We start from the raw sequence: 25,638 nt of genomic DNA on the forward strand, positions 1-25,638 counted from the left end.
TCCATGCTACGCTTTTTTGAACACCTTACCCAGCCCTTTCCAGCTGCTGAACCAGGCCAACCACCGCGCGGTTTACTGGCTTTTTGTCGTCACTATACCAGGGGCATGGAAGCATCATTGTTATTTATGTCGTTATCTTCAGCTATTCTAGCCGTACTGGAAGTATCACTATTTAGCTTTATGGGGCAGTTAGTTGACTGGCTGGTTGCTAATGATCCGGAAAACTTTTTTACCAACGAGCGCACCACCCTGATTTGGATGGCGCTGGTAACCCTGGTATTACTGCCATTAATGACCTTTCTTCACTCGGCGATAGTGCATCAAACTTTACTGGGCAATTACCCGATGTCGATCCGCTGGTTGGCTCACCGTTATTTGCTGCGCCAGAGTGTCAGTTTTTATCAGAATGATTTTGCCGGCCGTATCGCTACCAAAGTTATGCAAACTGCACTGTCGGTGCGGGAAACCGTAATGAAGCTGCTGGATGTGATGGTATACGTGCTGGTGTATTTTAGCGCCATGCTGTTTTTTGTTGCAGATGCCGATATACGTTTAATAGTACCTATGCTGATTTGGCTGGTATTTTACATAATGCTGCAGTTTTATTTTGTACCACGTTTAAAACGCGTGTCCACTGCTCAGGCTGATGCCCGCTCAGAGATGACCGGCCGTATCGTTGACAGTTACACTAATATCACCACCATTAAACTGTTTTCGCATACAAACCGCGAAGAAAGCTACGCCAAAGACAGTATGGATGTCTTCCTGCAACCGGTATATAAGCAAATGCGTCTTGCTACCGGGTTAAGTGTATCAGTGCAAACGCTTAACTACCTGCTAGTTTTTAGTGTCGCGGCATTGTCGTTGTATTTGTGGGCAGGCAGCGCCATTACGGTGGGTGCTATTGCTATCGCAATCAGTCTGGCACTGCGCTTAAATGGTATGGCACAGTGGATTATGTGGGAAGTCAGCGCATTGTTTGAAAATATTGGTACTGTTGCTGATGGTATCGCTACCCTGTCACGCCCGGTTGAGGTGAAAGACGCCGATAACGCGGCGCAACTAACTGTACCGCAGGGAAAAATAGAGTTTCAGCAGGTTAGTTTTAATTACGGCAAAACCCCAACGCAAGGCGATAAAGCCGCAATATTACAACAGTTGAACCTGAGTATAAAACCGGGTGAAAAAGTAGGTTTAGTTGGCCGCTCCGGTGCCGGTAAATCAACATTGGTAAACCTGCTGCTGCGTTTTTATGACATTGAGAGCGGTAAAATCCTGATCGATGGTCAGGACATTAGCCAGGTAAGCCAGGAAAGCCTGCGCCAACATATTGCTATGGTTACACAGGATACTTCCCTGCTACACCGATCGGTGCGCGACAATATTGCCTATGGCAAACCAGACGCCACTGAAGCTGAGTTACAACTGGCTGCAGAACAAGCCGAAGCCAGTGATTTTATCCGTGATTTAACCGATCCCAAAGGTAACAGAGGCTTTGACGCCCAGGTGGGGGAACGCGGTGTTAAATTATCCGGCGGCCAGCGCCAGCGTATCGCTATTGCCCGCGTACTGCTTAAAAACGCACCGATTTTAATTCTGGATGAGGCCACCTCGGCACTGGATTCAGAAGTAGAAGCCGCCATACAGGCAAGTTTAAATACGCTGATGGATGGTAAAACCGTTATTGCTATAGCCCACCGCTTGTCTACCATTGCGCAGATGGACCGGCTTATTGTATTGGATCAGGGAAATATCGTTGAGCAAGGTAGCCACAATGAACTGATTGCCAGCGGCGGTATTTATGCTCAGTTGTGGGCACACCAAACCGGCGGTTTTATTGGGGTAGAGTAAAGCAAAGCGTTAAATTAACCTTAGTAAAACGCCGGCACTTCGCCGGCGTTTACATTTAGATATATGTATGTTGGGCCGCATTTCACTCTGGCGTTGCCGTTTCTGGCTGTTATAAAGAACCCGGCACTTGGCCGGGCTCTTTAAGCAGATTTTAGTACTCAGGTTGAGTTATTTTTGCTCTTGTTGCTGTTTAGCCAGCCGTTTTTCCCAGAAGGTGGCGTTTTTGATACCCAGTTTTACCGGATCAAAGGTAATGGGGCCACCTGCTTTTTTCTGCTCTTCAAAATCACGCAGACAACGCATTGTGGGTTTGTACATAAAAAATATAATCAGAATACCAACAACGTTAACCCAGGCCATCAGGCCTACACCTATATCGCCGATATTCCAGATGTACCCGGCACTGTTTACCGTACCGTAGGCCACCATAAACATCAGCAACAGTTTAAATACGATACCTGGCAGTTTGTTATTAAACACCCGGTTTAAATAAGCCACGTTAGTTTCTGTAATGTAGTAATAGGCTAAAATAGTGGTAAAAGCGAAGAAGAAAATAGCCAGACCTGCAAACACCTGGCCAAACTGACCAAACACACTTAATAAGGCCATTTGGGTAAAGGCAGGTGAAGCCACTTCAGTTGCCGCATCAATGTTCTGCATAATCATGGTGCCAGCACCAGTGATTGCATTAAAGTTCTCGGTTTGAATATTGTACTGCTGCGTAATTAAAATCATTAACGCTGTGGCGGTGCAAACAAACAGCGTGTCAACGTAAACCGAAAACGCCTGCACTAAGCCCTGCTGTGACGGATGATCAACTTCAGCTGCTGCCGCAGCATGCGGGCCTGTGCCCTGGCCAGCTTCATTCGAGTAGATGCCCCGCTTCACACCCCAGCCTATTGCGGCACCAAAACCAGCCTGTGCAGTAAAAGCATCAGTAAGTATCATGCCAAACACACCAGGTACTTTGTCCAGATTAAGAAATACCACGATAAGTGCCAGTACAATGTAACCAAGCGCCATAAAAGGCACAACAATCTGGGTAAAGTGTGCAATACGCTTAATACCGCCGAAGATAATAAACGCCAGTACGATAAGGATCACGGCCAGCGCAATCAGTTTATGGGTACCTACTTCACCAAAGCTGGTTACCACCATATTGCCGTCGCCAAAAACCTGGGTTACCGCATTACCTACGGCATTGGCCTGCACACCCGGCAAGAAGATACCGCAGCCAATAATGGCTGAAATAGCAAACAAAATACCTAACCAGCGCCAACCAAGGCAGCGCTCAAAATAATACGCCGGGCCACCGCGATACTGGCCGTTTTCTTCAACTTTATAAATTTGCCCCAACGTAGATTCAACGTAGGCCGTACTGGCGCCTAAAAATGCTACAACCCACATCCAGAACACAGCACCGGGGCCACCAAAGCCAATAGCCGCTGCTACACCGGCAATATTACCCACACCCACCCGGCCGGATAACGACACTGCCAGCGCCTGAAATGACGAGATACCTTTAGCTGATTCACTATTATTCAGCAGCAGTTTGCACATTTCTTTAAAATGGCGAACCTGCGCAAACCGGGTGAGTATTGAGTAAAATAAGCCGGCACCAAGACACAGATAGATCAGCGCCGGGCTCCAGATAATGCCATTTAGCGCACTAATAAAGCCTTCCATTTCCCTTCCTTATAATTATTTTTAAGCTAATTGTGTTATACGCCGCTTAATTTGCCACAGCAAAACCAGAATTGCTATGCCGTTAGCTGGTTTGCCGCAGATCTGCGATAATTTGCCCGGCAGCGGCAATTTCATCATCATGTGCCTGATCAACCCATGGTTCTGCCAATGCTTGCTTATACCAATCCTGCATTGCCGGCAAAGCCAACAAATTCTGCAGATAGCTGGTGGCGACTTTACTAAACACCAAGCCATAGCTTTGCATACGAAACGCCACCGGTGCAAAAAACGCATCTGCAGCACAAAACGCCTTACCGGCTAAAAATGGCCCACCAAACTGCCTTATCCCTTGCTCAAATAATTCACTTAAGCGGTCAATGTCCTGCAAAAGAGCCGAAGTTAGCTGATGCAATTTAACGCGGTGGCCGCAGCTCATACCGCAGGTATTACGCAGTGTGTTAAAGCCGGAATGCATTTCTGCCGCTGCGCAGCGGGCAAATGCACGGGCTTTCACGTCTTTTGGCCACACCGCCGGATAGTTTTCATACAGGTATTCAGCAATAGCCAATGAATCCCATACCACAATATCTTTTTGCACTAAACATGGCACTTTGCCTGAAGGAGAAAAAGTGCGGAATTTCTCAAAGTTACCCTGCTGGCTAAAAGGTACTAATTGCTCAATAAACGGAATATTCAGCTGGTGCATTAGTATCCAGGGCCGTAACGACCAGGAAGAATAATTTTTGTTGGCGATATAGAGTTCACGCATAGTCGGCTCCTTAGTGACGTATAGCTATTTACTATGTGCTGAAGTGACAAAAATCACAATCAGCTTTTACATCAGGCTATGTAACGCTATATAGCTGATATAAAAAAGCCCCGGTTAAAGGGGCTTAGTTTGCAATATCATAGCGATAAAAAATTACTGTTTACCGTATTTGTCCGCCAGATACAGCCAGGTTTCCAGCACGGTATCCGGGTTCAGCGATACGCTGTCGATGCCCTGTTGCATTAGCCAGGCGGCAAAATCGTCATGATCAGAAGGCCCCTGACCACAAATACCAATGTACTTACCTTTGGCTTTACAGGTCTTGATGGCCATTTCCAGCAACTTATAAATCGCCGGGTTACGCTCATCAAACAAATGGGCTATCAGGCCGCTGTCTCTGTCGAGCCCAAGCGTTAACTGGGTTAAGTCGTTTGAGCCAATCGAAAAACCATCAAAGTATTCTAAAAACTCCTCAGCCAGCAGTGCGTTAGATGGCAACTCACACATCATTATCACACGCAGGCCGTTATCACCACGTTTTAAGCCATGCCCGGCCAGTAAATCAATAACACTACTTGCTTCAGCCAGTGTACGTACAAACGGGATCATAACCTCAACATTGGTAAAGCCCATTACATTACGCACCCGTTTTAATGCCTCAACTTCCAGTGCGAAGCAATCACGGAAATCTTCAGAGATATAACGCGAGGCCCCGCGAAAGCCGATCATCGGGTTTTCTTCGTGCGGCTCGTACTGGCGCCCGCCGACTAAGTTAGCGTATTCATTTGATTTGAAATCAGACATCCGCACGATGACTTTTTGCGGCGCAAAAGCACAAGCCAAAGTGGCAATACCTTCGGTCAGCTTGGCAATATAAAACTCGACCGGGCTGGCGTAGCCAGCAATCATGTCACTAATAGTTGCTTTAAGCTCCGGAGTTTGCGCATCAAAATTCAGCAATGCCTTAGGGTGTACGCCAATCATACGGTTAATAATAAACTCCAGCCGCGCCAGGCCAATACCGGCATGCGGCAGTTTGGCAAACGAGAACGCCCGCTCCGGGTTGCCAACGTTCATCATTATTTTTAAATCCAGCTTCGGCATTTGATCAACACGGCTGCTGGCAACTTTATAGTCCAGTTTACCTTCATAGATAAAACCGGTATCGCCTTCAGCACAAGACACCGTAACCTGCTGACCGGTTTTAATTTTCGCTGTAGCATCGCCACAGCCAACTACCGCCGGAATACCCAGCTCACGGGCAATAATAGCCGCATGGCAGGTACGGCCACCACGATTGGTCACAATTGCCGACGCCCGCTTCATAATTGGCTCCCAGTCCGGGTCGGTCATGTCGGTTACCAGCACATCGCCCGGCTGAATCTGCTCCATCTGCTCTATGCCTTTAAGCACCTTAGCCGTACCGGCACCAATACGCTGGCCGATAGCCCGGCCTTCTACCAATACCGGCGCTTTCGCCAATAGTTGAAAACGCTCCATGCTGTTGCTGTCTTCGCGGCTTTTTACCGTTTCCGGCCGCGCCTGAACTATATAGAGCCTGCCGTCATTACCATCTTTTGCCCATTCGATATCCATCGCGCGGCCATAGTGCTTAGCAATAATAACGGCTTGTCTGGCCAGCTCTTCTACTTCGGCATCGGTTAGTGAAAATTGTTGGCTACGTTTTGCCTCAATATCAACTACTTTAACCTGCTTGCCATGGCCTTGTTCGCCGGAATAGATCATCTCAACTTTTTTGCTGCCTAAACTGCGTTTTACCACCGCCGGGCGGCCAGCTGCCAGTGTGGGTTTGTGTACATAGAACTCATCCGGATTAACGGCGCCCTGCACCACCATTTCACCTAAGCCATAAGAAGAGGTAATAAACACCACATCTTCAAAGCCAGATTCAGTGTCAATACTAAACATTACGCCGGAAGACGCTAAATCAGAGCGCACCATTTTTTGTACGCCAGCCGATAACGCCACACCACGGTGGTCATAACCCTGATGCACACGGTAAGAAATAGCACGATCATTAAATAACGAAGCAAACACATGTTTAATAGCAATAATCACGGCGTCATAACCGCGCACATTTAAGAAAGTTTCCTGCTGGCCGGCAAAAGATGCATCCGGCATATCTTCGGCAGTGGCTGATGAGCGTACCGCAAAAGATACATCCTGCGCAGCGTCCGGATGCAGCTGCTGGTAAGCGTCGCGAATGGCCTGTTCCAGCTCTGGCTGAAATGGTGTTTCAATAACCCACTGCCGTATTTGCGTGCCGGCTTTGGCCAGTGCTGTTACATCGTCAACGTCCAGGCCATCGAGCAGTTGGTAAATACGCTCGTTAACGCCGCTTTGTTCAAGAAATTGGTTAAAGGCATAGGCTGTAGTAGCAAAGCCGCCAGGTACCTGTACCCCGGCATTAGCCAGATTACTGATCATTTCACCCAGTGAGGCATTTTTGCCCCCCACCCGGTTTACATCGTGCATTCCCAGGTTTTCATACCAAATCACAAATTCTTGCACAGTTCGTCTCCAATTTTTGTCGTGTGGCGTGTAAGCTTACATTCAGCATTACAGGGCCAGGCAATTTTACACTGGCGTCAGGGTTAATTAAAACCTTAATTTCAATGTAATTTTATAACAACAAAACGGAGTTTCCGGTGCGTACAGCCTTTTATATATCAGATGGAACCGCCATTACTGCAGAGGTGTTTGGCCATGCCTTACTTACTCTTTTTCCAGCACAATTTGAGCATGTTACTATTCCGTTTGTTGAAACCGCCGACATGGCCGAGCAGGTCAGGCAACGTATTAACGATCGTTATAAAACAACGGGGCAACGGCCATTAATCTTTCAAACCTTTGTTGATGACCAGTTACGGCAGATTATTAACAGCAGTAATGGTGTCTGCTATGACTTTCTCAATACTTTTGTCGAGCCTATTCAGCGCGAGCTTGGTGTGGCGCCGGTACCCAAAACCCATCGTACTCACAGCATTCATGAGCAAAGTTATGATTTTCGTATAGATGCCGTTAATTTTGCGCTGGCCAATGATGACGGTTCTAACCTGAAAAACTTTGATCAGGCCGATATTATTCTGGTGGGGGTAAGCCGCTCCGGAAAAACCCCTACCAGCCTGTATCTGGCACTGCAATACGGTATTAAAGCAGCAAATTATCCGTTTGTAGAGGAAGATATGGAACAGCTGGGTTTACCTGAGGTATTAAAGCGCAACAAGAGTAAACTGTTTGGTTTAACCATCACTGCCGAGCGTTTAAGCCAAATTCGCGAACAGCGCCGGGCCAATAGCCGCTATGCGTCGCTACGGCAGTGCCAGCTGGAGCTGGCAGAAGTAGAAAACTTATATCAGCGCGAGCAAATCCCGTTTTTAAACTCCACACATCTGTCAATTGAAGAGATTTCAGCGAAAATTATCGCCAAAACCGGGCTTAAACGGCATAAATATTAGGTTTCCAGCCTTATGTGCTGCAACATTTCACTAATAGAAAGCGGTTCACCCTCGCCGCTTTCCAGCCGCTTTATCTGTTCAACCAACAGCGTATTTACCGGTGTCGGCAACTGATACAGTTGCCCCATCCGTACCACTGCCCCGTTTAAAAACATAATTTCAGTGCGCTTTTTTGCCTGTATATCATCCCACATCGATGAGTGGGCTTGCTCATCCATCGGCAACATTTTAGCGGCAATACGGCGGAACAACATGGTAGGTAAGCGCAGTAACCACGGCAGCATGGCGTTTGGCAACCCGGTGTAGGGCACCGGGCGGATTTTTGCCTTACTACATATTGCCAGGCATTCCTGCATGGCCGTTGCCAGTAACATACGGCTGTCGGCGTCCAGCAGTTGCTGTTTCAGCGGCAAATTGCTGATAGCATTTAATGCGTTGTTTAAGTTAAGTAATAGCTTGCCATACTCTGCCCCAGTAATATCTGTGGTCAGTTGCACCGGTAAGTGTAAATGATTAAACACGCTGATTACGTAATTTACCGCAGCATGCTGGTTTTGCTGCCAAATAATATTACCCGCAGTGGCACGGTGAAACTGACCAGCGCGGTTTTTTACCACGTTAAACGGTACTATGGCGCGCAGTACCGGATTAGCCAGATCCTGGTTTAACATTTCACCAATGCCGATACCGTTTTGCATAGCAATCACAGGCACTTCCGGGCGTAAAAAGCGTTTTAGCTGGGGTAGCATCGGCACCAGAGCGGGAGCTTTTACTGTCAACAGCACCACATCACATTCAATTAAACTGTTCAGCGAACTGTAAAATGCTACAGGCTGAGCGAAGTATGCCTGATGATCAAAGGAGGTTGCACTTAAACCATTGGCAGCCAGCTCCAGTGCCATAGTTTCACGACCAAAAAATTTAACGTCCAGTGCACTGTCCTGGCATAAGTAAGCGCCAAGATAGCAGCCGACACTACCCGCGCCCACTATGCCAATGCAGTATCGCTGGCCAGCAGTAGAACACTGACCAGCATCATCCTGAGCCTGTTGTCCTGATAACACTTACGCTCCTTTGAGCGCGTGATTATTTACGCGCAGTGCGTAGAGTATCGGCAATCAGGAAGGCTAATTCCAGTACCTGATCAGCATTTAACCGCGGATCGCATTGAGTAAAGTAGCGTTTACCCAAATCATGCTCACTTAAGCCATAAGCACCGCCCGTGCATTCAGTTACATGCTCACCGGTCATTTCCAGGTGAATACCACCTGCATGGCTGCCCTCGGCTTTATGCACTGCGAAGAAATTACGGATTTCACGTAAAATAGCTTCAAAATCACGGGTTTTGTAGTCATTGCTCGCTTTTACCGTATTGCCGTGCATGGGGTCTGAGCTCCACACTACTTTGCGGCCTTCCTGCTGCACTTTACGTACCAAAGCGGGTAATTTATCGGCCAGCTTGTCGGCCCCCATACGGGTGATGAGCGTTAAACGCCCGGCGACATTGTCCGGGTTTAATGCATCAATCAGGCGGATTAAGTCGTCCGGTTGCATACCCGGCCCCACTTTTACGCCAACCGGGTTATGAATGCCACGGAAAAACTCAATATGTGCATGATCTAACTGGCGGGTGCGCTCACCTATCCACACCATGTGGGCCGAGCAGTCGTACCAGTCACCGGTTAACGAATCACGCCGTGTCAGGGCTTCTTCATAATTTAACAGTAAAGCTTCATGCGACGTATACAGTTGGGTTTCACGGATAGAGGGGGAGTTCTGTCCGGTAATACCGCAAATCTCCATAAAACGCAGTGCTTCCTGAATACGTTGCGCCACATCCTGATACCTGTCTTTCAGCGGGTTAGACTCAACAAAGCCCATATTCCACTTACTGACCTGATGTAAGTCAGCCAAACCACCCTGAGCAAAAGCACGCAACAGGTTTAGCGTAGCAGCTGAATGATGATAAGCCGTGGTTAACCGGTTTGGATCAGGCAGCCTTGCTTCTTCAGTAAATTCAAAACTGTTAACAATATCACCACGGTAGCTTGGCAACGACACGCCGTTAATGGTTTCCAGATCACTTGAGCGTGGCTTGGCATATTGCCCGGCCATGCGGGCAACTTTTACTACCGGCAAACCACCTGCAAATGTCAGCACTACTGCCATTTGCAGTAATACTTTAAAGGTGTCACGAATTTTAGGAGCATTAAAATCGTTAAAGCTTTCGGCGCAGTCACCGCCCTGCAGTAAAAACCCCTGACCTTCAGCAACCTGACCCAACTGGCTAAACAGATCCCGCGTTTCCTGGGCAAACACCAACGGCGGATATTTATGTAATTGCTGTTCAACACGGTGTAGCAAATCCTGATCCTTATAGCTTGGTTGCTGTTGGATCGGTAACTTGCGCCAGCTTTGAGGCGTCCAGGTGGTCACGATGATTTTCCTATGTTTGATGAATTGCCATGCAAGTTATAGACTTCTGGACGTAAATTCAATGCTGAACATGGCATAATTTATGACAATTTTATCTGCCCGCAAAAAACTGCTGCAGTTTTGCTCAGTCAGGCTTGCCTGGAGCGCGGATCTGACAAATATTCCACCAGGCCATCACAGCCCTGCTCAATCAGTTGCAATACCAGCGCAAAGCCACGGCTGCCACCATAATAAGGATCAGGTACTTCACTAATAGTCGGAAATTCAGGATGGTATTGTAAAAATAGCTGTAGCTTGTGTTGATGCTCTGGCGGGCAACGGCGGTTCAGTTCCTGCAAATTATCATTATCCATTGCCAGGATCAGATCGTAGTATGCAAAGTCCTGCTCTTTTACCGGCCTGGATGTGATACCGTTAAATTTATAACCTTTCGCCTGCCCTTCACGGACACTACGTGAGTCTGGAGATTCACCGCGATGGGATGCACTGGTGCCGGCCGATTCTATTTCAACCGCCAGTGCATATTGGGCCGCTTTATAGCGCATAACCGCATGAGCCGTGGGCGAACGGCAGATATTCCCCAGGCAAACAAACAATATTTTCCTTGGCATAACAACTCCCTGCATCTGAATTTTACTATGCTAGCATGCTTTGGCCTGAACGTTAAATGGTTGCATATTGCTAAGCACAGGTTCAGTATGGCGTTTCCTGACAGGAGAATTTGATTGTTTTTCGGAGAGAAGTAAATGGATAAGTTTGTCAAACTTATCGTGCTGACGGAACAAGAAACTGTACACAATATTTCACTGCTGGCGCAGTCCGTCGGCATTAAAGTACAACAACAGAGTCGTTCAGATATATTGCAAATGCCCCAACTTAAAGCAGGTACGTTACTGGCCTGCCCATATCACAGCATAGACTTAAATAAAAAAGGCATGTCGGTAGAACTGCAATGTTTACAGCAAAAAGCACCCTTATTCTTTTTTCAGGCAGAACGCGCCCTGCTTAACCCGACCCAGGCGTTGGTAAACGGCATCCGCGGTGCAATATTCCGCGACGAGCAGTTAGATCGGGTGCTGACGGCCCTGAAAACCATGATGGATGGCCAGCTGTATTACGCCCGCCCGGTAATGTCCGAATTGCTGGATGAACTGCTACTGCAAAAGCTGAACTCTACAGCCGGACAACGTCTTGTCACAGACAGCAATCTGTTAACAAGACAAGAAAAACGTATTATTCAACTGGTAGCCGAAGGTTCGCGTAATAAAGAAATTGCCGATAACCTCAATATCAGTGCTCATACTGTAAAAGCGCATATGTCTTCGATATTCCGCAAAACCCAGGCCCGAAACCGGGTAGAGCTGCTGCGATGGCTGCAGCAGCCCGGTAGAAATGATCAGCCCTCGCTGGTAAGACCGGCCTGAGTATCTGCCCGCCAAAACCCACGTTGCTGGCCCTGACTTATCAGTTCAGCAACGGCGGTTTCAATGGCCTGCTTCACACAGTACTGTACCGGCTCGTTGGTTGAGTAGCCACCTTCTGCTTCCAATAAACGATTTAACGATACATAACGAAACAGCCCGGCCCGCAATTCTTGCGAAAATACCTTTTTATTGCTGGCAACAGACAACAATACCTGGCCGGTATGTACATCCACTGCGCGCAGATAAATGGTAACCTGATCTTCACGATATAACTCAGATGCACCTACGCCGAAATATTCCGCACCTATACCCCCGGTTGTCAGGTTGGTTTCATAACTAATAATACCGCCTTCAAACAGTAAGCGCGCTTCTTTTAGCGGTGGCAGCTCAGCCGCCTTTTTATTCGAGCCATGAATTTTACGTTCCGTTAGCAGGTTTTGCAGTCCCTCACGCTCAAGCGGTGCAAACCAGCCACTGTCCAGCAAGGTTTGAGTCAATATAGAGGTAGCGCCCTGTGTAACAGCGGTAGAAAAACTGGATACATTCGCCTGAGGCTTGTATTGCCCGGTTTGATCACGAAACGTATACACTGACACCGGAATAGCCAGCCTGGGTTTATTACCTTGCTGTAATTCCTGCATCAGCGTGCTGGGTACGTCAATACTGGCAGCAGAGATATTAATTGCCGGTTTGGGTAATAACGAACAGCCGCTCAGCAACACTGCGGTAAGGAAGAATACTGCTTTCATTTATCCTCCAATTACCGGAATAGTAATAATGGTCACTTCACCGCTATTAAGGTTGGTGATATTTACAATGACACTGCCATCTGAGTCAGTAACAACCTCCACCATAAACTCGCCGGTGTTATATACCCCCTCAACCAACTCGCCGTCAGCTATGCGTCTTGTTAACGAGTTAATAATATTACGCTCTAAGGCATCACGAAACTTATCAACGAATGACTGGCCCGGTTTAGCGGCAGTATGAGCATTTTGGCTTTGGGCTTTTTGCAGTAAAAAGTTTCCGTTTAATGCATTGCCGCCAAAACTGGGGTTTATTGGTGTATACACCAGCTCAGTTGCCTGAATACCGGCGCTTAGCATGAATAACGGCAGAAATATCCACTTCATTTTTAATCCTTTCACAGCTCATTGCTCTGTGGGTCACCCAGCATACGTGCAGTTTGTATATTGGCTAACTCGTTAATACTTAAAAGAATAGCTTGCTCAGCCATTTGTTTGACGTCGTTATAGCGCCGACCGAAATAAGTCTGATATACCCGGCTCTGATTCATTTCTACCCACAAAAAGGTACCCGCTTGCGGGTAAACCTGTTCGTACACCACAACAGTGATACCATCGGTGCCTGGCATATCGCGCCAGTAACCGGCATAGTAGTAAGTGAAATCTTTGCCAAAACGCGAAATGGTGCGATCCAGCACCAGCCCTTCCAGCTCAATATCAGCAGCAGCCAACGGCAAACTAATGCCGCAGGCCAACAACAGAATAAAAAGTAATTTCATAGCAGGTAATACTGCAGGCTCAGACAGGCAGGCTGCCTGAGCCAATGCATTAGTTTTGTACTACGATGGCGGTATTAAAATCGCCATTTTGCGTAACACTCATTACATTGCCCTGACCTGCCTGGCTACCCAGTATCAGGTTATCACTGCCGTTTTGAGTAATGGCCACCAGGCCATTGTTACCGCTTAATGCAAAATAGCCATTGTCACCGGCAACCCAGTTACCATTACCTGACTGCAGGATATCCAGCGTATTGGCATTGCCGGCAATTAATACATCAACCAGGTTAATGTCGCCGTTTTGCTCTACATTGACACTGTTACCATGCACGGCTACATCGCTGGTTATCAGCAGTTCATTAGCAGATCCTGACTGGTCGATATAAAAATCATTATTATCACCAAGCACATCAACCACAGCGAAGTTTGCATCACCTATTTGCTGAATATCGGCACTGTTGCCAGCACCATATAAGCCTGCAGCGGCAATATTGTCATCGCCACGGCTGTATATAGTGGCGCTGTTATCACTGCCTGCCAGCACCAGCTCTGCTATGTTACCGTCACCGCGCTGGATAACTTCAACGTTATGACCATCGCCGTCAGTGGCAAATAGGGTGGCGTTAAGATTACCGTTTTGCCAGATATCAATCTGGTTGTCGTTGCCAACCAGGCCAAGCGGAGCTTCAATAAGGTTGCCATCGCCACGTTGATCAATTAACACCATATTTTGCTCGCCCTGCAGTGGGTCAAGCAGGAATTGGTTGGCATTACCATGCTGATACACATCAACAAGGTTATCGTTGCCAATCAGGTCAGACAGGATAAAAACGTTGCCATCACCTTGCTGCTGCACAAAGGTGCTGTTGTTGTCACCGTTTACACCAACAATACCGCCAACGTTGGCATTACCGATTTGTTCTGACTCAAAGGTATTGCGGTTGCCGGCCAGATTAAACATACCGGCTTCGTTGTTATCGCCAACCTGCACACTGAACAGGCTGTTATCGTTACCACTGAAGCCAGCGTTGGTCCAGTTAGCAAAACCTTCCTGTGTCGTTTCAACCAAATTACCGTTGCCGGTAATGTTGACAAAAGCTTCGTTCAAATCGCCAAGCTGTAACACCGCCACATCATTGATATTACCGGTAATAACTGCTTCAGCAACGTTATAAAATCCGTCTTGCGTCATGCTTGCAGTGTTGTCGTCGCCAACAATATCAATATAGGCAATATGCCAGTCAGTCAGCTGTTCGGTGCGGGTTTGGTTGTCGTTACCGCTGACAAAATGATAAGCCTCCAGCCAAACACCATCCTGCATAGCACTGGCAGTATTTATGCTGCCGTTTTGATCAATAACAGCAAGGCTGATTTCGCCGCTTTGCGTCACTTCAGCCAGGTTTCCTTCAACCGCAGCTGCCGATGTTTGGTTAATTATAACTTCATTGCTGACAGCCATTGCAGGTGCTGACATCGCCAGCGCAACTGTAAGGCCGAGTATATGTTTACGTGAAATTAAACCTTTCATCTAATTCTCCCTAACTCATTGTTGTTTATTAATTTATTTATCTCTTATTGCCGGATAACGCTATAGCCAAGTGAAATACTCTCAGTACTGCACAATAGAGATGCGCTCTCCCACACCGCTTTGCTCAATGGACAATTGTCTGTTGCCCCACTGTTCGACCCGGATCAGGTTGCTTTCACCAGTTTGGATGATGTTGGCAATATTGTTATTACCGGTTTGCACCAGTTCAGCCTGATGCCCATAGCCGGTTTGTTGCAACAAAATCTGATTTAACACGCCTTGTTGTAACAGCACAGCGTAATGAGCCTGACCAGACTGGGTAACATCAGCTACATTCAGATCGCCCAATTGTGTGATATCAACACCGCTTGCCAGTGCGTGTCGTTCCAGCAGAGATGTCATTTGCAACGAGATATCTGCATACACTGAGCTGCTTAACAGCAACAAACTCAATAATGCCAGCTTTTTGTTAATACTATGCAAAATACCTACCTCAAATCGTTACGACGAAAGTTAGGCTAAAGCACCACGAAAAAGGTGCAATAGGAATAAAGAGCTATTTTTAAAACAATTAATAACACCAGTTAAAATAATATAACCTTTAATAAACAAAAATATACAGATTATTATTTACAACTACCCCACCTATTAACCTAGTTAATTTGGCTTATTTTTGTATAAATTGTTTAATAGTTGTTGCATTGCATGCTATTCCTATCTGGTGCTAAAAATAAGCATATTTTTCACAATTAATTAATCTGGGGACAGTTATGACTAATAAAAAAATGATCGCACTGGCTGTAGCGGCAGCCTTGTTATCAGCAAATGCACTGGCTGACACCGCAGCAAGTTCAGCAGAAAATGCTGTACTGGTGATGTTTAAACATGGCGTATCCAAACAAGAACGTGAAACTGTTATTCAGCAGCATGGTGCCAGCCTGCGTCAGTTAGACGCGCAAGGCCGCGATATGAAAATGCGCTATGTTGCAGATGGTCGTATTGTTAAAGTTCAGGTACCTAAAGGGGTTCAGCGTGATCATCTGATCAAGAAACTGGCGTCAAACCCGGCAGTTGAAGTAGCCGAGCCAGATTATCCGTTACATGCTTTGGCAGTGCCAAATGACCCCAGCTTTGGTGATTTATGGGGCCTGCAAAACACCGGACAAAACGGCGGTACCGCTGGGGCCGATATTAAAGCAGTTGATGCCTGGGATATCTCGACGGGCAGCCATGACATTATCATTGGTGTAATTGATAGCGGTATGGATTACACCCACCCGGACCTTATAGACAACCGCTGGGTAAATCCGGGTAATCTGCCAGGCAGCACTTATGGTTACTCAACGTTAAATGCTGAACAAGATCCGATGGACAGCGACAGCCACGGTACACACGTAGCAGGTACTATAGGAGCATCAGGTAATAATGGCATTGGCATTACCGGCGTAAACTGGAGTGTAACCTTATTACCTTGTCAGTTTTTAGGGCCGTTAGGCGGCAGTACTGCTGGCGCAATTGAGTGTATTAACTATTTTACCGATTTAAAACTCAACCATGGTGTTGATATTAAAGCAACCAATAACTCCTGGGGGGGTGGTGCCTTTTCTGAAACGTTAAGGGCTGCCATTCAGTCCGGAGGCGATGCCGGTATACTGTTTATTGCCGCAGCAGGTAATAATGGCGCAGATGCCGACAGCACACCAATGTACCCGGCAGCTTATGATCTTGATGTTATCGTGTCTGTTGCATCTACCGACAGAAATGACAATCTGTCTATTTTCGTCAATGGTGCCTCTAACTATGGTGCAACCTCGGTAGATCTGGGTGCGCCGGGCTCTGCTATCTTATCTACCGTACCCGGTGGCGGCTATGCCAGCTATTCAGGTACTTCTATGGCATCACCCCATGTAGCGGGCGCTGCGGCGCTGTTGTGGTCAGTTAACCCTGATATTACAGCGCTTGAAATGAAGGCCATTCTGATGGATTCAGGCGACAGCCTGCCTGCATTAGAAGGTAAAACGGTATCAGGCAAGCGGCTGAATCTGTCCAGTGCCATGGTTGAAGCCGATCCTACCCCGTCATTTAAACTGGCTATCAGCCCGCGTACTCAGCAGATTACCGCCGGTGATGCCGCGCAGTATACGCTGGACGTTGGTAATATTGCCGACTGGACAGGTGAAGTTGCACTAAGTGTTGATGTGCAACCCGCTTTAGACGGCGTCAGCTTGTCTGCCAGCACAGCGCAACCGGGCGATACGGTAACGCTGGACGTTGCAACGTCGGCCGAAACTGACTGGGGTAGCTATCAGTTTACTGTTACCGGCGTTGACAGCGCGACCGGTGAGCTGGTGAAATCGGTCAATGCCAGCCTGAGTATACTGCCGCAAGGCTTGCAGGATTACTCTTTTAGCAACAACACTGCAGTGGCTATTCCGGACAACAATCCTGCCGGTATAGAGAGCATTATTAATGTGCCACAAACCGGCGTGGTGTTTGGTACTGATGTTGGCGTAAATATTACCCATACCTGGCGCGGAGATCTAATCGTTAAACTGCGCTCGCCAGAGGGCACAGAGCACATGCTGCATAACCGTACCGGCGGCAGTGCTGACGATTTGATACAAAACTGGCAAGTAGACAGCTTTAACGGCGAAAGCATGCAGGGCGACTGGACGCTGCTAGTGTCTGATAACGCTGGCCTGGATACCGGCACCCTCAATAGCTGGACACTGACTCTGACAGCATTATCTGACGATGATACCCCACCCGGCCCCGTGGCACCGGTAGCCGATTTCAGTTTTGTCGCGTCGGGCTTAACGGTTAATTTTACTGATCTTTCTACCGATGATGATAACGACATCAGCAGCTGGAGCTGGGATTTTGGTGACGGTAATCAGGCCGATACAGCCAACCCAAGCCATACCTATGCCAGCAGCGGTAGTTATAGTGTTAGCCTGACCACCACTGACAGCACCGGCCTGAGCAACACAGCAGAGAAAACAGTAACCGTAACCGACAGCACTATTGTACTTAGCCTGCAACGCTCTGTACGTACCCGCACCGGTTCAACCATTGTTGATCTGCGCTGGACAGGCGCATCCGGTGAGTTAGATCTGTTCCGCGATGGTCAATTGGTAGACACTATTGATAACAGCGGCAGCTACCGTGATCGTTTTAACTCACAAGCTGCAACGGTAACATACAAGATTTGTCTGGCAGGTACAGATGCTTGTTCAGCCGATTTAACCGTTAACTTCTGATCGCAACGTTAAAAATATCTGCAGGCGGCTTCGGCCGCCTTTTTTATTTGCAGTTCTGCATTGCAGAGGTAGTATGAGCCAACGGTATAGTGTTTTCCGCTCACAGCAGTAAGGAGCCATGGTGTTAACTCAGTTGCATAATGTAGAGCAAAGCCTTAATCAGGTGATTTTGGGAAAAAGCAGCCAGATCCGGCTGGCGCTATGCTGCCTGCTGGCAGAAGGCCATTTGCTGCTGGAAGATTTACCCGGTATGGGAAAAACCACCCTGGCGCATGCTCTGGCAAATAGCCTCGGCCTTAGTTACCGCCGGGTACAATTTACCAGCGATTTACTGCCCGGCGATTTAGTCGGCATGAACATTTACGATGCCCGGTCACAACAATTCCGCTTTCAGGCCGGTCCGGTATTCAGCCAGGTATTGCTGGCCGACGAAATAAACCGTGCCAGCCCGAAAACACAAAGCGCATTGCTCGAAGCCATGGAAGAAAAACAAGTGTCTGTCGATGGTGAGACCCGCGCCCTGCCCACGCCGTTTTTTGTTATTGCCACCCAAAATCCGTTATTTCATGCCGGCACTTCTGCACTGCCAGAATCACAGCTGGACCGTTTTATGTTTCGCCTGTCGCTGGGATTTCCCGATCATCAGGCTGAACATCAGTTATTACAGCGCGACAGCAGTACTTCGCGGCTGGAGCTGTTAACCGAGCAACTGAATACTGAACAGCTGCGAGCCTTACAGCAACAAGTGCCCAAAGTAGCCGCATCAGATGCGCTGATTGATTATTTATTGGCACTGGTTAACAGCAGCCGCCATCGCAGCGATATGTTGCCATTATCACCGCGAGCATCAAAAGCTATTTTGCGTGCCGCCAAAGCGTTCGCCTTAATTAACCAACGTGATTATGTTACCGCAGCAGATGTACAGCAGGTGTTTCCTTATGTGGCTGAACACCGCCTGGCGCCCGCGTCGGATGCACAGGAGAGCCGTTTAAGCCAGTTGCTGCTATTACAGACACCATGCCCAATCTGATGTTAAAACAGCGGCTATATCAGCGATACTGGCAACTGCTCAGCCACTATCTGGATAAGCGCCAACCGGCTGCAGATAAGGTCCGGCTGGTGCAAAAACTGATTTTTATTCTGCCAACCCGCTATGGCTGGTGGTTTGTGTTATTAATTGCGCTGTTATATTTGTTGGGTACTAACTATCAGAACAACCTGATCTTATTGTTGTGTTATTTACTGCTGAGTGTGTTTTTGGTCAGTATTGTGCTGGTTTACCAGAATATGAGTGGCTTAACACTGCAGTGCCGCCATGCTGCAGAAGGCTTTGCCGGTACAAAAACCACTGTGGCGGTAAACCTTAGCAGTGATAAAAAGCACTTTATGCTGAATATGCATTTTGTCCAGCCCTATAACACCAATCCCTATAACACAAAGCAGAATGAAACCGTACTGTTAAGCCAGCCCGCTACAACAGCATCACTAAACCTTGTGGGTACAAAGCGTGGCAAATACGCCCTGCCACGCATCAAAATAACCAGCCAGTATCCGTTCGGTTTATGGCGTGCCTGGAGCTATGTTGCACTGGCGCAATACTATTGGGTTTACCCCAGCCCCGATGCCGATAAATCTGCGGTTAACCTCTCATCAGATGCTGCCAGCCAACAGGCTAAAACCGATGCCGGTGAAACACTGGCACCTTACCGCGCCGGCGACAGTGTGCGGCATATGGTATGGAAACGCCTGGCCCGCGACCCGGCGAACCCGGTTGTCAGGCAACAACACTTTTCGGCTCAGGCAGAGCCAAGCTGGGTGGTCGTGCCGGCGTTGTCAGGCGACGCTTTAGAGCGTGCACTACGTTATGCCTGCCAGCAATTATTGCAACTGGAGCAATCCGGCAGCAGTTACGGGCTTAAATTGCCAGCACTGACACTGCCGCAGGCAAAGGGCCCGCAGCATTTACAGCGCTGCCTGCAGGAGCTGGCACTGTGCTGACCCAACAGATGCTGCAACAAAAAAAGTTACTGCTTTGCTGGGCAGCCATTCAGCTTTCGTTGTTACTGCTATTGCAACAGGCGTTTGCCGGCTGGGTTATTGCCATATTTGCCTTGTTACTGCTATACCGGTTGCTGAGTATATTTCAAGCCAAAGCGGCGGTTAGCCTTAAACTGGTAAATCTGCTGGCAGGTATTATCGCCATAACATTTTTTTTGCAGCTCCGCCAAGCCGGTGTACTGCACTTTATGCTGCAAATTTTGCTATTGGCAGCCATCGCCCGCCTATTGGCTTTGCAGCATTTATACGAAGCCCGCCAACTGGTGTGGGTACATTACTTTCTGATCGCCTGTTGCTTTATTCTGCATCAGGACATGCTGATAGCCCTGCTTATTTTTCTGGTGTTTGCTGCTAACCTGTACAGTCACTACCGGCTGTTTTCGCCCTCTGTCAGCCGTTTAAACTGGCGGCAGAGCGGCCGCAGCTTACTGATTATTCTGCCACTGTGGCTGGCAATGTTTTTGCTGTTCCCCCGCCTGCCACCATTCTGGCAGATCCCCAATGCTAACATTGCCAGTACCGGCCTTAGCGATACACTGGATCCGGGCAGCATAGAGCAACTGGTGCAGGATGACAGCCTGGCATTCCGGGTCGAGTTTGACGGTGCCCTGCCACCCCGGCAGCAGCTGTACTGGCGCGCCAGGCTATACGAAGATTTTGATGGCAGACGCTGGCAGGTAAATGCGCTGCGGCAAAATGCCAGCCGCCAGCGCGCGCCTGACAATGCTGCAGATAGCAGCCTGAGTTACCGTGTTATTGCTGAGGCCAGCCAGCAAACCGGCTTATTTGCTTTAGCTACCCCGGTTACCAGCAGCAGTAATGTTTTTATCAGCCCGGGCGGCCTGTTAAGCAGCAGCAAACCGGTAAGCCAGCGGTTAAGTTATCAGGTAAGCGGCAGCCTTATACCCGTTATGCTGATATCTGAGCAGGAGCAACAACTTAACCTGCGCACAGCAGCGGGTAACCCGCAGACACAGCAATTTGCCTATCAGCTTAAGCAGCAGTATCCACAAAGCCATGCTCTGGTGCAGGCTCTGGCTGAGCATTTTCGCCAGCAACCGTTTTATTACAGCCTTACCCCGCCACCGCTTGGCAGCAACAGTATTGATGCCTTTTTGTTTGACAGCCGTACCGGCTTTTGCAGCCATTATGCGTCGGCCAGCGCCGTTATTCTGCGCCATGCCGGTATTGCGGCACGGGTGGTTGGTGGCTATCAGGGGGGTAACTGGCACCCGCAGCAAGGTTATCTGGCGGTACGGCAGCGCGAAGCACATGCCTGGGTAGAGTATCTTGATAACGGCGTATGGCAGCCATTTGATCCAACCGCAGCGGTAGCGCCTGAGCGCATTCTGAATAGCCTGGACTCTGCCTTACCGGAAGATCAGCGCGCTTTACTGGATCCGGGTTGGCGCCAGCTGGCTTTGCTGCAAAATGTGCGGCAACAGCTGATGCATCTCGACTATTACTGGTCGGTATGGGTACTGGGGTTTAATGAAAACAGCCAGCAGCAGCTGTGGCACAACCTATACCGCCACTTGCCTGCTATTGCTTATGCGGTGGCTGTTCTGTTTAGTATTATTATTGTATTGCTGTTGTATTACCGTTTAACCCGAAGCAGCACTGGCAATACGCCAGAGGCAACAAAACAGCTGTATCGTTATCTGGGCAAGGCACTGGCAGCAAAACCGCCATCGCTATCTGTTTCAGCATTTTTACTGCAGTACGTCAGCCATTCCCCGGGGCAGAATGTATGCCTTAAGCAGTTAACTGCACTATACGAGCAGGCATTATATAAAGAAGATGCAGTGGCACTTAAGCAATTGAAACAATACCTTCAGTGCCACAAAGCAGAGTTAGGCCGGTTGCGCCGCGCCATTAAGAATACGTAACGCCGTTTGCAGATGCTCGGCACAATGGATACCCAGATCGGTTAAGTAACCGCCGTCTTCCTGTGTTACCAGCCCTTTTTCGTACAGACGCTTTATGGCTGCCAGCGTATCTGTATCGGCCGATTTGTGCACTTTAATCCCTTCCATGGCACTGTCCAGATTAAACAAGGTTAACACGTGAATTTCAGCATTAAGTTGTGGTGATATTGGCATAGGTGCGTTCCTGCTCTGTTGTTTTACTCACCATAGCTGGCCTTTGGCTAAAAGCAAAGTTCTGATGTTAAATACGGCAGTAAAAAAAGCCCGGTTATATTACCGGGCTTATATCAGCCTGAATTGACGCCAAAGACGCTATGGCAGAATATCCGCTGCCAGCGGCTTTGCCATAGGTTGTGCTTTTAGCGGCGCAACAGGCTGGCTTTGTAATTTCTGCTGTAGATAAGCAATAGCCTGCTCTAATTGTGCATCTTTGCCATTAAAGCGGGCATAAGGTAAGTTATCCACTTCTTGATCCGGTGTCACGCCATAGCCTTCAATGATCCAACGCCCGTCCATGGCAAACTGAGCGGTTTCGGCCACCCGTGCCATGCCGTTATCTGCCAGCCGGTTGCGGCCGGATAACCAGACACCGGCACCTGCTGTGCGCTTACCAATTAGTGGCCCAAGCCCCAAGGCTTTAACACCGGCAGAAAAGGTTTCGCCGTCTGAGTACGTAAGCTGATCAGCTAATACCACTAAATGGCCGCGAAACGCCTGCTGCATATTGGTATAGGCATCACCCTGTGTCGGTTGCCAGAACGCCCAGGCGCGGCGCAGCAGTTTTTCAATAATCCAACTGTCAATATTACCGCCGCGGTTACGCCTTACATCAATAATTAAACCGGGTTTATCATAATGGGCATAAAACTCGCGGGCAAAGTTGGCAATATCATTGGCGCCCATCGCATATAAATGTAAATAACCTAACCGGTTATTGGTTGCATCAGCAACCTGCTGCTGGTTAGCCGTAACCCAGTCCTGATACCGCAACATGCTGTCGCTGGCGCTGCTAACCGGCTCTGCTACCGTTTGCCATTGCTGCTTACCGCGCTGCAGGGTTAACAGCACCTGTTTACCCGCCTGATTGCGCAGTGCCTGGGTAAGGGCCGGTAAATCTTTTACCGTCAGGCCGTTAACAGCAATAAGGGTATCGCCTGTGCTGGCATTAACACCGGGTTTAGCCAGTGGCGCGGCCTGTGCCGGCAGCTCATTGTCAGTGCGATAGATATGCCGGATAACCAGGCCATCTTTACCGGCATTAAATTCTGCCCCCAGGCTGGCAGCTTTTGCTGTTGTTTCATCAGTACGATATTCGCCACCACGTACCTGCGAGTGTAAGGCATTAAGCTCGCCCATCATCTGGGCAAAAATATCATCCAGCTCATAGCGGTCAGTAACCCGTGCTAATAATGGCTGATACTTCGCTTTGCTGGCTTGCCAGTCCAGACCACGCATGCCCTTATCAAACAGAAAATCACGGTGCATACGCCAGCCGTCAGCAAACATTTGCTGCCATTCCTGCGCCGGGTTAATACTCAGTTGCCAACTGTCACTATTAAGCCGGGCTTTGGCCAGATCGGCAGGTGCTTTATCACCTGCCTCCACCACATACATAGTACCGGCGCCGTTGGCACTGTGCTTACGCATAAACAGCTTTTTGCCGTTGGCCGCTAACTGATAGTCAGCAATATCATTAGCAAACACTTCAGCCCTGGCTTCCGTTTGGCTGAATTTAACTTGCTTTAATGCCGGTTTGCTATCAGGGCCGCTGTTGCGATCCAGCAGGTACAGCCTTTTATCCGTTACCGCAAGCTGACTGTAGTTACCTGATGCCAGCGGTACCTGCCACAAACGGGCACTGAGGCCGTCCCAATCCACTAATGCCGCTTTTTTACCAGCCAGGCTGGCTTTAGCTGCCTTGTCGTCACAGTTTTCCAACTCCTGCACCGGGCGAAATGCAAAGCAGGCTTGTTGCTTCAGGCTGACAGCAAACAGCTGGCTGCGCCGGTCAAACATCGGGCCAAGGTTACGATCGCCCCAGGGATGGCCGGGAGTGGCAGTGAACTGGCGATCCGAGACAAAATACAGCCACAGGCCATCGGGGCTGAATGCCGGTGCAAAAGAAGTGTATTTATCCGAAGTCAGTACCGCACTTTTTTGCTCGGCCAGGCTATACAACACAACCTGCGAGCGGCTTTGTCTGGATGGGTTAAGCGTAAAAGCCAGCAGTTTGCTATCGGCCGACCAGCTAATATCATCGTAACCCGCCAGGCCTATACCGCCGCTGTGAACTTTACTATTGCGGCCAGTGCTAAGCTGCAGCAGCCACAAATCGCCGTTTTTGTCATCATGTGCCAGATAGTCACCATCAGGCGATAACCTTAGTTGCCAGCGATGGCCACTGCCATCTTTAGTTAATTGCTGCGCGTTATCTGAGCCATCGGCAGCAAAGCGCCAAATTTCATGCTCGCCGCTATGATCGTTAATGGCATATACCCATTTACCGTCTTTAGACAGTACCGCCGCGCGGGATCGACTGCCTGGCGGTGTACTGATCTGCACCAGGCGCTGTTTACCCGGCGCGGCAACTGCAATCTGGCTGCGGGCGGTTACCACCACTTTGTCGCTGTTATCGTGCTGCGCCTGATAAATAGCCGAATTAAAATACTCTAGCGGTTTGCTGATAATCCGTTCGCGCTGCTGTACTAAATCTGACTGTATCTCAAGTGCTAAGGTGCGGCTTTGGCCATCTGCCAGTTGCAACAGCTGTATATCAGCGCCCAACTGATATGCTATGTGCCCGTCTGACACACTGATCCGGCCAATGCGCCAGTCCTGATGAAAACTGTGCTGTTTAATATCACTACCGTTAGCAGCAACTGACCAGATATTACTGTTGCCATCAGCATCACTGACAAAATATACCCGGCCCTGATAAAACAGCGGCTGGCTGATACTGCCATGATGATCTTTACCTAGCTGTACCGCTTCTTCTTTGCTGCCCAGTGTCCAGCGCCACAACTCGCCCATAGCGCCACCACGATAGACCTTGCTATTATCACCGGTTAATTGCAGACCAAAGCGGGTAAAAAACACGGTACCACTTTGCTCATCGATCGTGCCGCCGGAGGCATCGGCCAGTGGTAAGGTATCAGTGGCTAAACTGAGCGGATCAACCGTTTTCAACAGCCAATAGTTGGCCGGCCCGGCAGCGCTGTCGGTAGCGTATAAAATACGGCCATCAGCTAACCATTGCTGAATACGTACCCGGCTGTTTTCATAGCTGATACGTTTGGCTACACCACCGGCTAAAGGCATAACATAAATTTCAGTAGCGCCGTCATAGTCGGCCACAAAAGCCAATTGGCTGCCGTCAGGCGACAGCAGAGGTTGTGTTTCCTCTGCTGCATGGCTGGTAATACGCCGGGCTTTTTCATTGTTTAGCCGGGCTTGCCATAAATCGCCCTCAGCGGTAAACACCAGTTGATCCTGCTGTAGTACCGGTGAGCGGTAATAACCCTGTACTGCCAATGCCGGCAACGACAATAAACCCGGCAACGCCAGGCTTAGTAAGGTGTAACGTAGTTTCATTATGGCCTCGTGCCTATTTAACTTAATTGAGTGGCTTAGTTATGTTTATTTGTGCTTCAACTTAGCAGAAGCAGCAAAACGCGCCAAACAAAAACGACCAAAT

Annotated in this window: 20 protein-coding genes; 7 read left to right on the forward strand and 13 right to left on the reverse strand. The window is 48.7% G+C overall.

Going from position 1 to position 25,638, the window contains the following annotated elements; genetic code table 11:
- Positions 1–3: 3 nt before the first annotated feature.
- The gene (locus J3B89_RS11340; RefSeq protein ID WP_215397678.1) at positions 4–1,851 is read left to right on the forward strand and encodes an ABC transporter ATP-binding protein; all 1,848 of its coding nucleotides are present in this window, start codon (positions 4–6) and stop codon (positions 1,849–1,851) included.
- A 168-nt stretch (positions 1,852–2,019) separates the two neighbouring features.
- Here the strand turns inward: J3B89_RS11340 and J3B89_RS11345 are convergent, their stop codons facing one another.
- The 3 genes from J3B89_RS11345 to ppsA form a co-directional block, all read right to left on the reverse strand.
- Positions 2,020–3,537 (reverse strand): alanine/glycine:cation symporter family protein, encoded by a 1,518-nt coding sequence (locus J3B89_RS11345; protein ID WP_215397679.1) that lies wholly within the window; start codon positions 3,535–3,537, stop codon positions 2,020–2,022.
- 82 nt (positions 3,538–3,619) lie between these two features.
- Positions 3,620–4,306, reverse strand: coding sequence for a glutathione S-transferase (locus tag J3B89_RS11350; protein ID WP_215397680.1), 687 nt, complete (start codon positions 4,304–4,306; stop codon positions 3,620–3,622).
- A gap of 153 nt (positions 4,307–4,459) precedes the next feature.
- Entirely contained in the window at positions 4,460–6,838 is a 2,379-nt protein-coding gene (gene ppsA, locus J3B89_RS11355) for a phosphoenolpyruvate synthase (protein WP_215397681.1), read from the reverse strand.
- Between the two features lie 137 nt (positions 6,839–6,975).
- Between ppsA and ppsR the strand changes: the two genes are divergently transcribed.
- Positions 6,976–7,785, forward strand: a complete 810-nt coding sequence (ppsR, locus tag J3B89_RS11360) for a posphoenolpyruvate synthetase regulatory kinase/phosphorylase PpsR (RefSeq protein ID WP_215397682.1) — start codon at positions 6,976–6,978, stop codon at positions 7,783–7,785.
- Here the strand turns inward: ppsR and J3B89_RS11365 are convergent.
- The 3 genes from J3B89_RS11365 to J3B89_RS11375 form a co-directional block, all read right to left on the reverse strand.
- A complete protein-coding gene (locus J3B89_RS11365) occupies positions 7,782–8,849 on the reverse strand; it encodes a 2-dehydropantoate 2-reductase (protein WP_215397683.1) in 1,068 nt (355 codons plus the stop codon). The two genes, ppsR and J3B89_RS11365, sit on opposite strands and share 4 nt — an antisense overlap.
- A 22-nt stretch (positions 8,850–8,871) precedes the next feature.
- Positions 8,872–10,221, reverse strand: a complete 1,350-nt coding sequence (locus J3B89_RS11370; RefSeq protein ID WP_215397684.1) for a class II 3-deoxy-7-phosphoheptulonate synthase — start codon at positions 10,219–10,221, stop codon at positions 8,872–8,874.
- Positions 10,222–10,349: 128 nt separating this feature from the next.
- A complete protein-coding gene (locus J3B89_RS11375) occupies positions 10,350–10,832 on the reverse strand; it encodes a low molecular weight protein-tyrosine-phosphatase (RefSeq protein ID WP_251372354.1) in 483 nt (160 codons plus the stop codon).
- 135 nt (positions 10,833–10,967) lie between these two features.
- Between J3B89_RS11375 and J3B89_RS11380 the strand changes: the two genes are divergently transcribed.
- A complete protein-coding gene (locus tag J3B89_RS11380) occupies positions 10,968–11,645 on the forward strand; it encodes a response regulator transcription factor (RefSeq protein WP_215397686.1) in 678 nt (225 codons plus the stop codon).
- On the opposite strand, the gene J3B89_RS11385 is transcribed toward J3B89_RS11380, so the two are convergent.
- The 5 genes from J3B89_RS11385 to J3B89_RS11405 form a co-directional block, all read right to left on the reverse strand.
- Complete coding sequence (locus J3B89_RS11385) at positions 11,618–12,394, reverse strand: CsgG/HfaB family protein (RefSeq protein ID WP_215397687.1); 777 nt, start codon at positions 12,392–12,394, stop codon at positions 11,618–11,620. The genes J3B89_RS11380 and J3B89_RS11385 overlap by 28 nt on opposite strands.
- On the reverse strand, positions 12,395–12,778 hold the full coding sequence (locus tag J3B89_RS11390) for a curli assembly protein CsgF (protein WP_215397688.1): 384 nt from the start codon (positions 12,776–12,778) through the stop codon (positions 12,395–12,397). It lies immediately after the preceding gene.
- A gap of 11 nt (positions 12,779–12,789) precedes the next feature.
- Positions 12,790–13,170: a curli production assembly/transport protein CsgE gene (locus J3B89_RS11395; RefSeq protein ID WP_215397689.1), complete on the reverse strand. Its 381-nt coding sequence runs from the start codon at positions 13,168–13,170 to the stop codon at positions 12,790–12,792.
- A gap of 49 nt (positions 13,171–13,219) precedes the next feature.
- Positions 13,220–14,698, reverse strand: a complete 1,479-nt coding sequence (locus J3B89_RS11400; RefSeq protein ID WP_215397690.1) for a hypothetical protein — start codon at positions 14,696–14,698, stop codon at positions 13,220–13,222.
- An 81-nt stretch (positions 14,699–14,779) separates the two neighbouring features.
- On the reverse strand, positions 14,780–15,181 hold the full coding sequence (locus J3B89_RS11405) for a curlin subunit CsgB (RefSeq protein WP_251372356.1): 402 nt from the start codon (positions 15,179–15,181) through the stop codon (positions 14,780–14,782).
- Between the two features lie 287 nt (positions 15,182–15,468).
- Between J3B89_RS11405 and J3B89_RS11410 the strand changes: the two genes are divergently transcribed.
- From J3B89_RS11410 to J3B89_RS11425, 4 genes are all read left to right on the forward strand, one after another.
- Positions 15,469–17,958 (forward strand): S8 family serine peptidase, encoded by a 2,490-nt coding sequence (locus J3B89_RS11410; protein WP_215397691.1) that lies wholly within the window; start codon positions 15,469–15,471, stop codon positions 17,956–17,958.
- A gap of 118 nt (positions 17,959–18,076) precedes the next feature.
- Positions 18,077–18,988: an AAA family ATPase gene (locus J3B89_RS11415; protein WP_215397692.1), complete on the forward strand. Its 912-nt coding sequence runs from the start codon at positions 18,077–18,079 to the stop codon at positions 18,986–18,988.
- Entirely contained in the window at positions 18,976–19,956 is a 981-nt protein-coding gene (locus J3B89_RS11420; RefSeq protein ID WP_215397693.1) for a DUF58 domain-containing protein, read from the forward strand. Before J3B89_RS11415 ends, J3B89_RS11420 begins: the two co-directional genes overlap by 13 nt.
- Positions 19,950–21,905, forward strand: a complete 1,956-nt coding sequence (locus tag J3B89_RS11425) for a transglutaminase TgpA family protein (RefSeq protein ID WP_215397694.1) — start codon at positions 19,950–19,952, stop codon at positions 21,903–21,905. Before J3B89_RS11420 ends, J3B89_RS11425 begins: the two co-directional genes overlap by 7 nt.
- On the opposite strand, the gene J3B89_RS11430 is transcribed toward J3B89_RS11425, so the two are convergent.
- Both J3B89_RS11430 and J3B89_RS11435 read right to left on the reverse strand, forming a co-directional pair.
- Positions 21,870–22,118, reverse strand: coding sequence for a TIGR02647 family protein (locus J3B89_RS11430; protein WP_215397695.1), 249 nt, complete (start codon positions 22,116–22,118; stop codon positions 21,870–21,872). The two genes, J3B89_RS11425 and J3B89_RS11430, sit on opposite strands and share 36 nt — an antisense overlap.
- Before the next feature lie 138 nt (positions 22,119–22,256).
- The gene (locus J3B89_RS11435; protein ID WP_215397696.1) at positions 22,257–25,535 is read right to left on the reverse strand and encodes a S41 family peptidase; all 3,279 of its coding nucleotides are present in this window, start codon (positions 25,533–25,535) and stop codon (positions 22,257–22,259) included.
- Positions 25,536–25,638: the final 103 nt, after the last annotated feature.

The organism is Rheinheimera oceanensis (assembly GCF_018831085.1).
Lineage (GTDB): Bacteria > Pseudomonadota > Gammaproteobacteria > Enterobacterales > Alteromonadaceae > Alishewanella > Alishewanella oceanensis.

What these genes read in the sequence shown, in the direction of transcription:
- J3B89_RS11340 (WP_215397678.1), top strand. Translation starts at nt 4, where the DNA reads ATGCTACGCTTTTTTGAACACCTTACCCAGCCCTTTCCAGCTGCTGAA.
- J3B89_RS11345 (WP_215397679.1), bottom strand. Translation starts at nt 3,537, where the DNA reads ATGGAAGGCTTTATTAGTGCGCTAAATGGCATTATCTGGAGCCCGGCG.
- J3B89_RS11350 (WP_215397680.1), bottom strand. Translation starts at nt 4,306, where the DNA reads ATGCGTGAACTCTATATCGCCAACAAAAATTATTCTTCCTGGTCGTTA.
- J3B89_RS11375 (WP_251372354.1), bottom strand. Translation starts at nt 10,832, where the DNA reads ATGCCAAGGAAAATATTGTTTGTTTGCCTGGGGAATATCTGCCGTTCG.
- J3B89_RS11380 (WP_215397686.1), top strand. Translation starts at nt 10,968, where the DNA reads ATGGATAAGTTTGTCAAACTTATCGTGCTGACGGAACAAGAAACTGTA.
- J3B89_RS11385 (WP_215397687.1), bottom strand. Translation starts at nt 12,394, where the DNA reads ATGAAAGCAGTATTCTTCCTTACCGCAGTGTTGCTGAGCGGCTGTTCG.
- J3B89_RS11390 (WP_215397688.1), bottom strand. Translation starts at nt 12,778, where the DNA reads ATGAAGTGGATATTTCTGCCGTTATTCATGCTAAGCGCCGGTATTCAG.
- J3B89_RS11395 (WP_215397689.1), bottom strand. Translation starts at nt 13,170, where the DNA reads ATGAAATTACTTTTTATTCTGTTGTTGGCCTGCGGCATTAGTTTGCCG.
- J3B89_RS11400 (WP_215397690.1), bottom strand. Translation starts at nt 14,698, where the DNA reads ATGAAAGGTTTAATTTCACGTAAACATATACTCGGCCTTACAGTTGCG.
- J3B89_RS11410 (WP_215397691.1), top strand. Translation starts at nt 15,469, where the DNA reads ATGACTAATAAAAAAATGATCGCACTGGCTGTAGCGGCAGCCTTGTTA.
- J3B89_RS11415 (WP_215397692.1), top strand. Translation starts at nt 18,077, where the DNA reads ATGGTGTTAACTCAGTTGCATAATGTAGAGCAAAGCCTTAATCAGGTG.
- J3B89_RS11420 (WP_215397693.1), top strand. Translation starts at nt 18,976, where the DNA reads ATGCCCAATCTGATGTTAAAACAGCGGCTATATCAGCGATACTGGCAA.
- J3B89_RS11430 (WP_215397695.1), bottom strand. Translation starts at nt 22,118, where the DNA reads ATGCCAATATCACCACAACTTAATGCTGAAATTCACGTGTTAACCTTG.
- J3B89_RS11435 (WP_215397696.1), bottom strand. Translation starts at nt 25,535, where the DNA reads ATGAAACTACGTTACACCTTACTAAGCCTGGCGTTGCCGGGTTTATTG.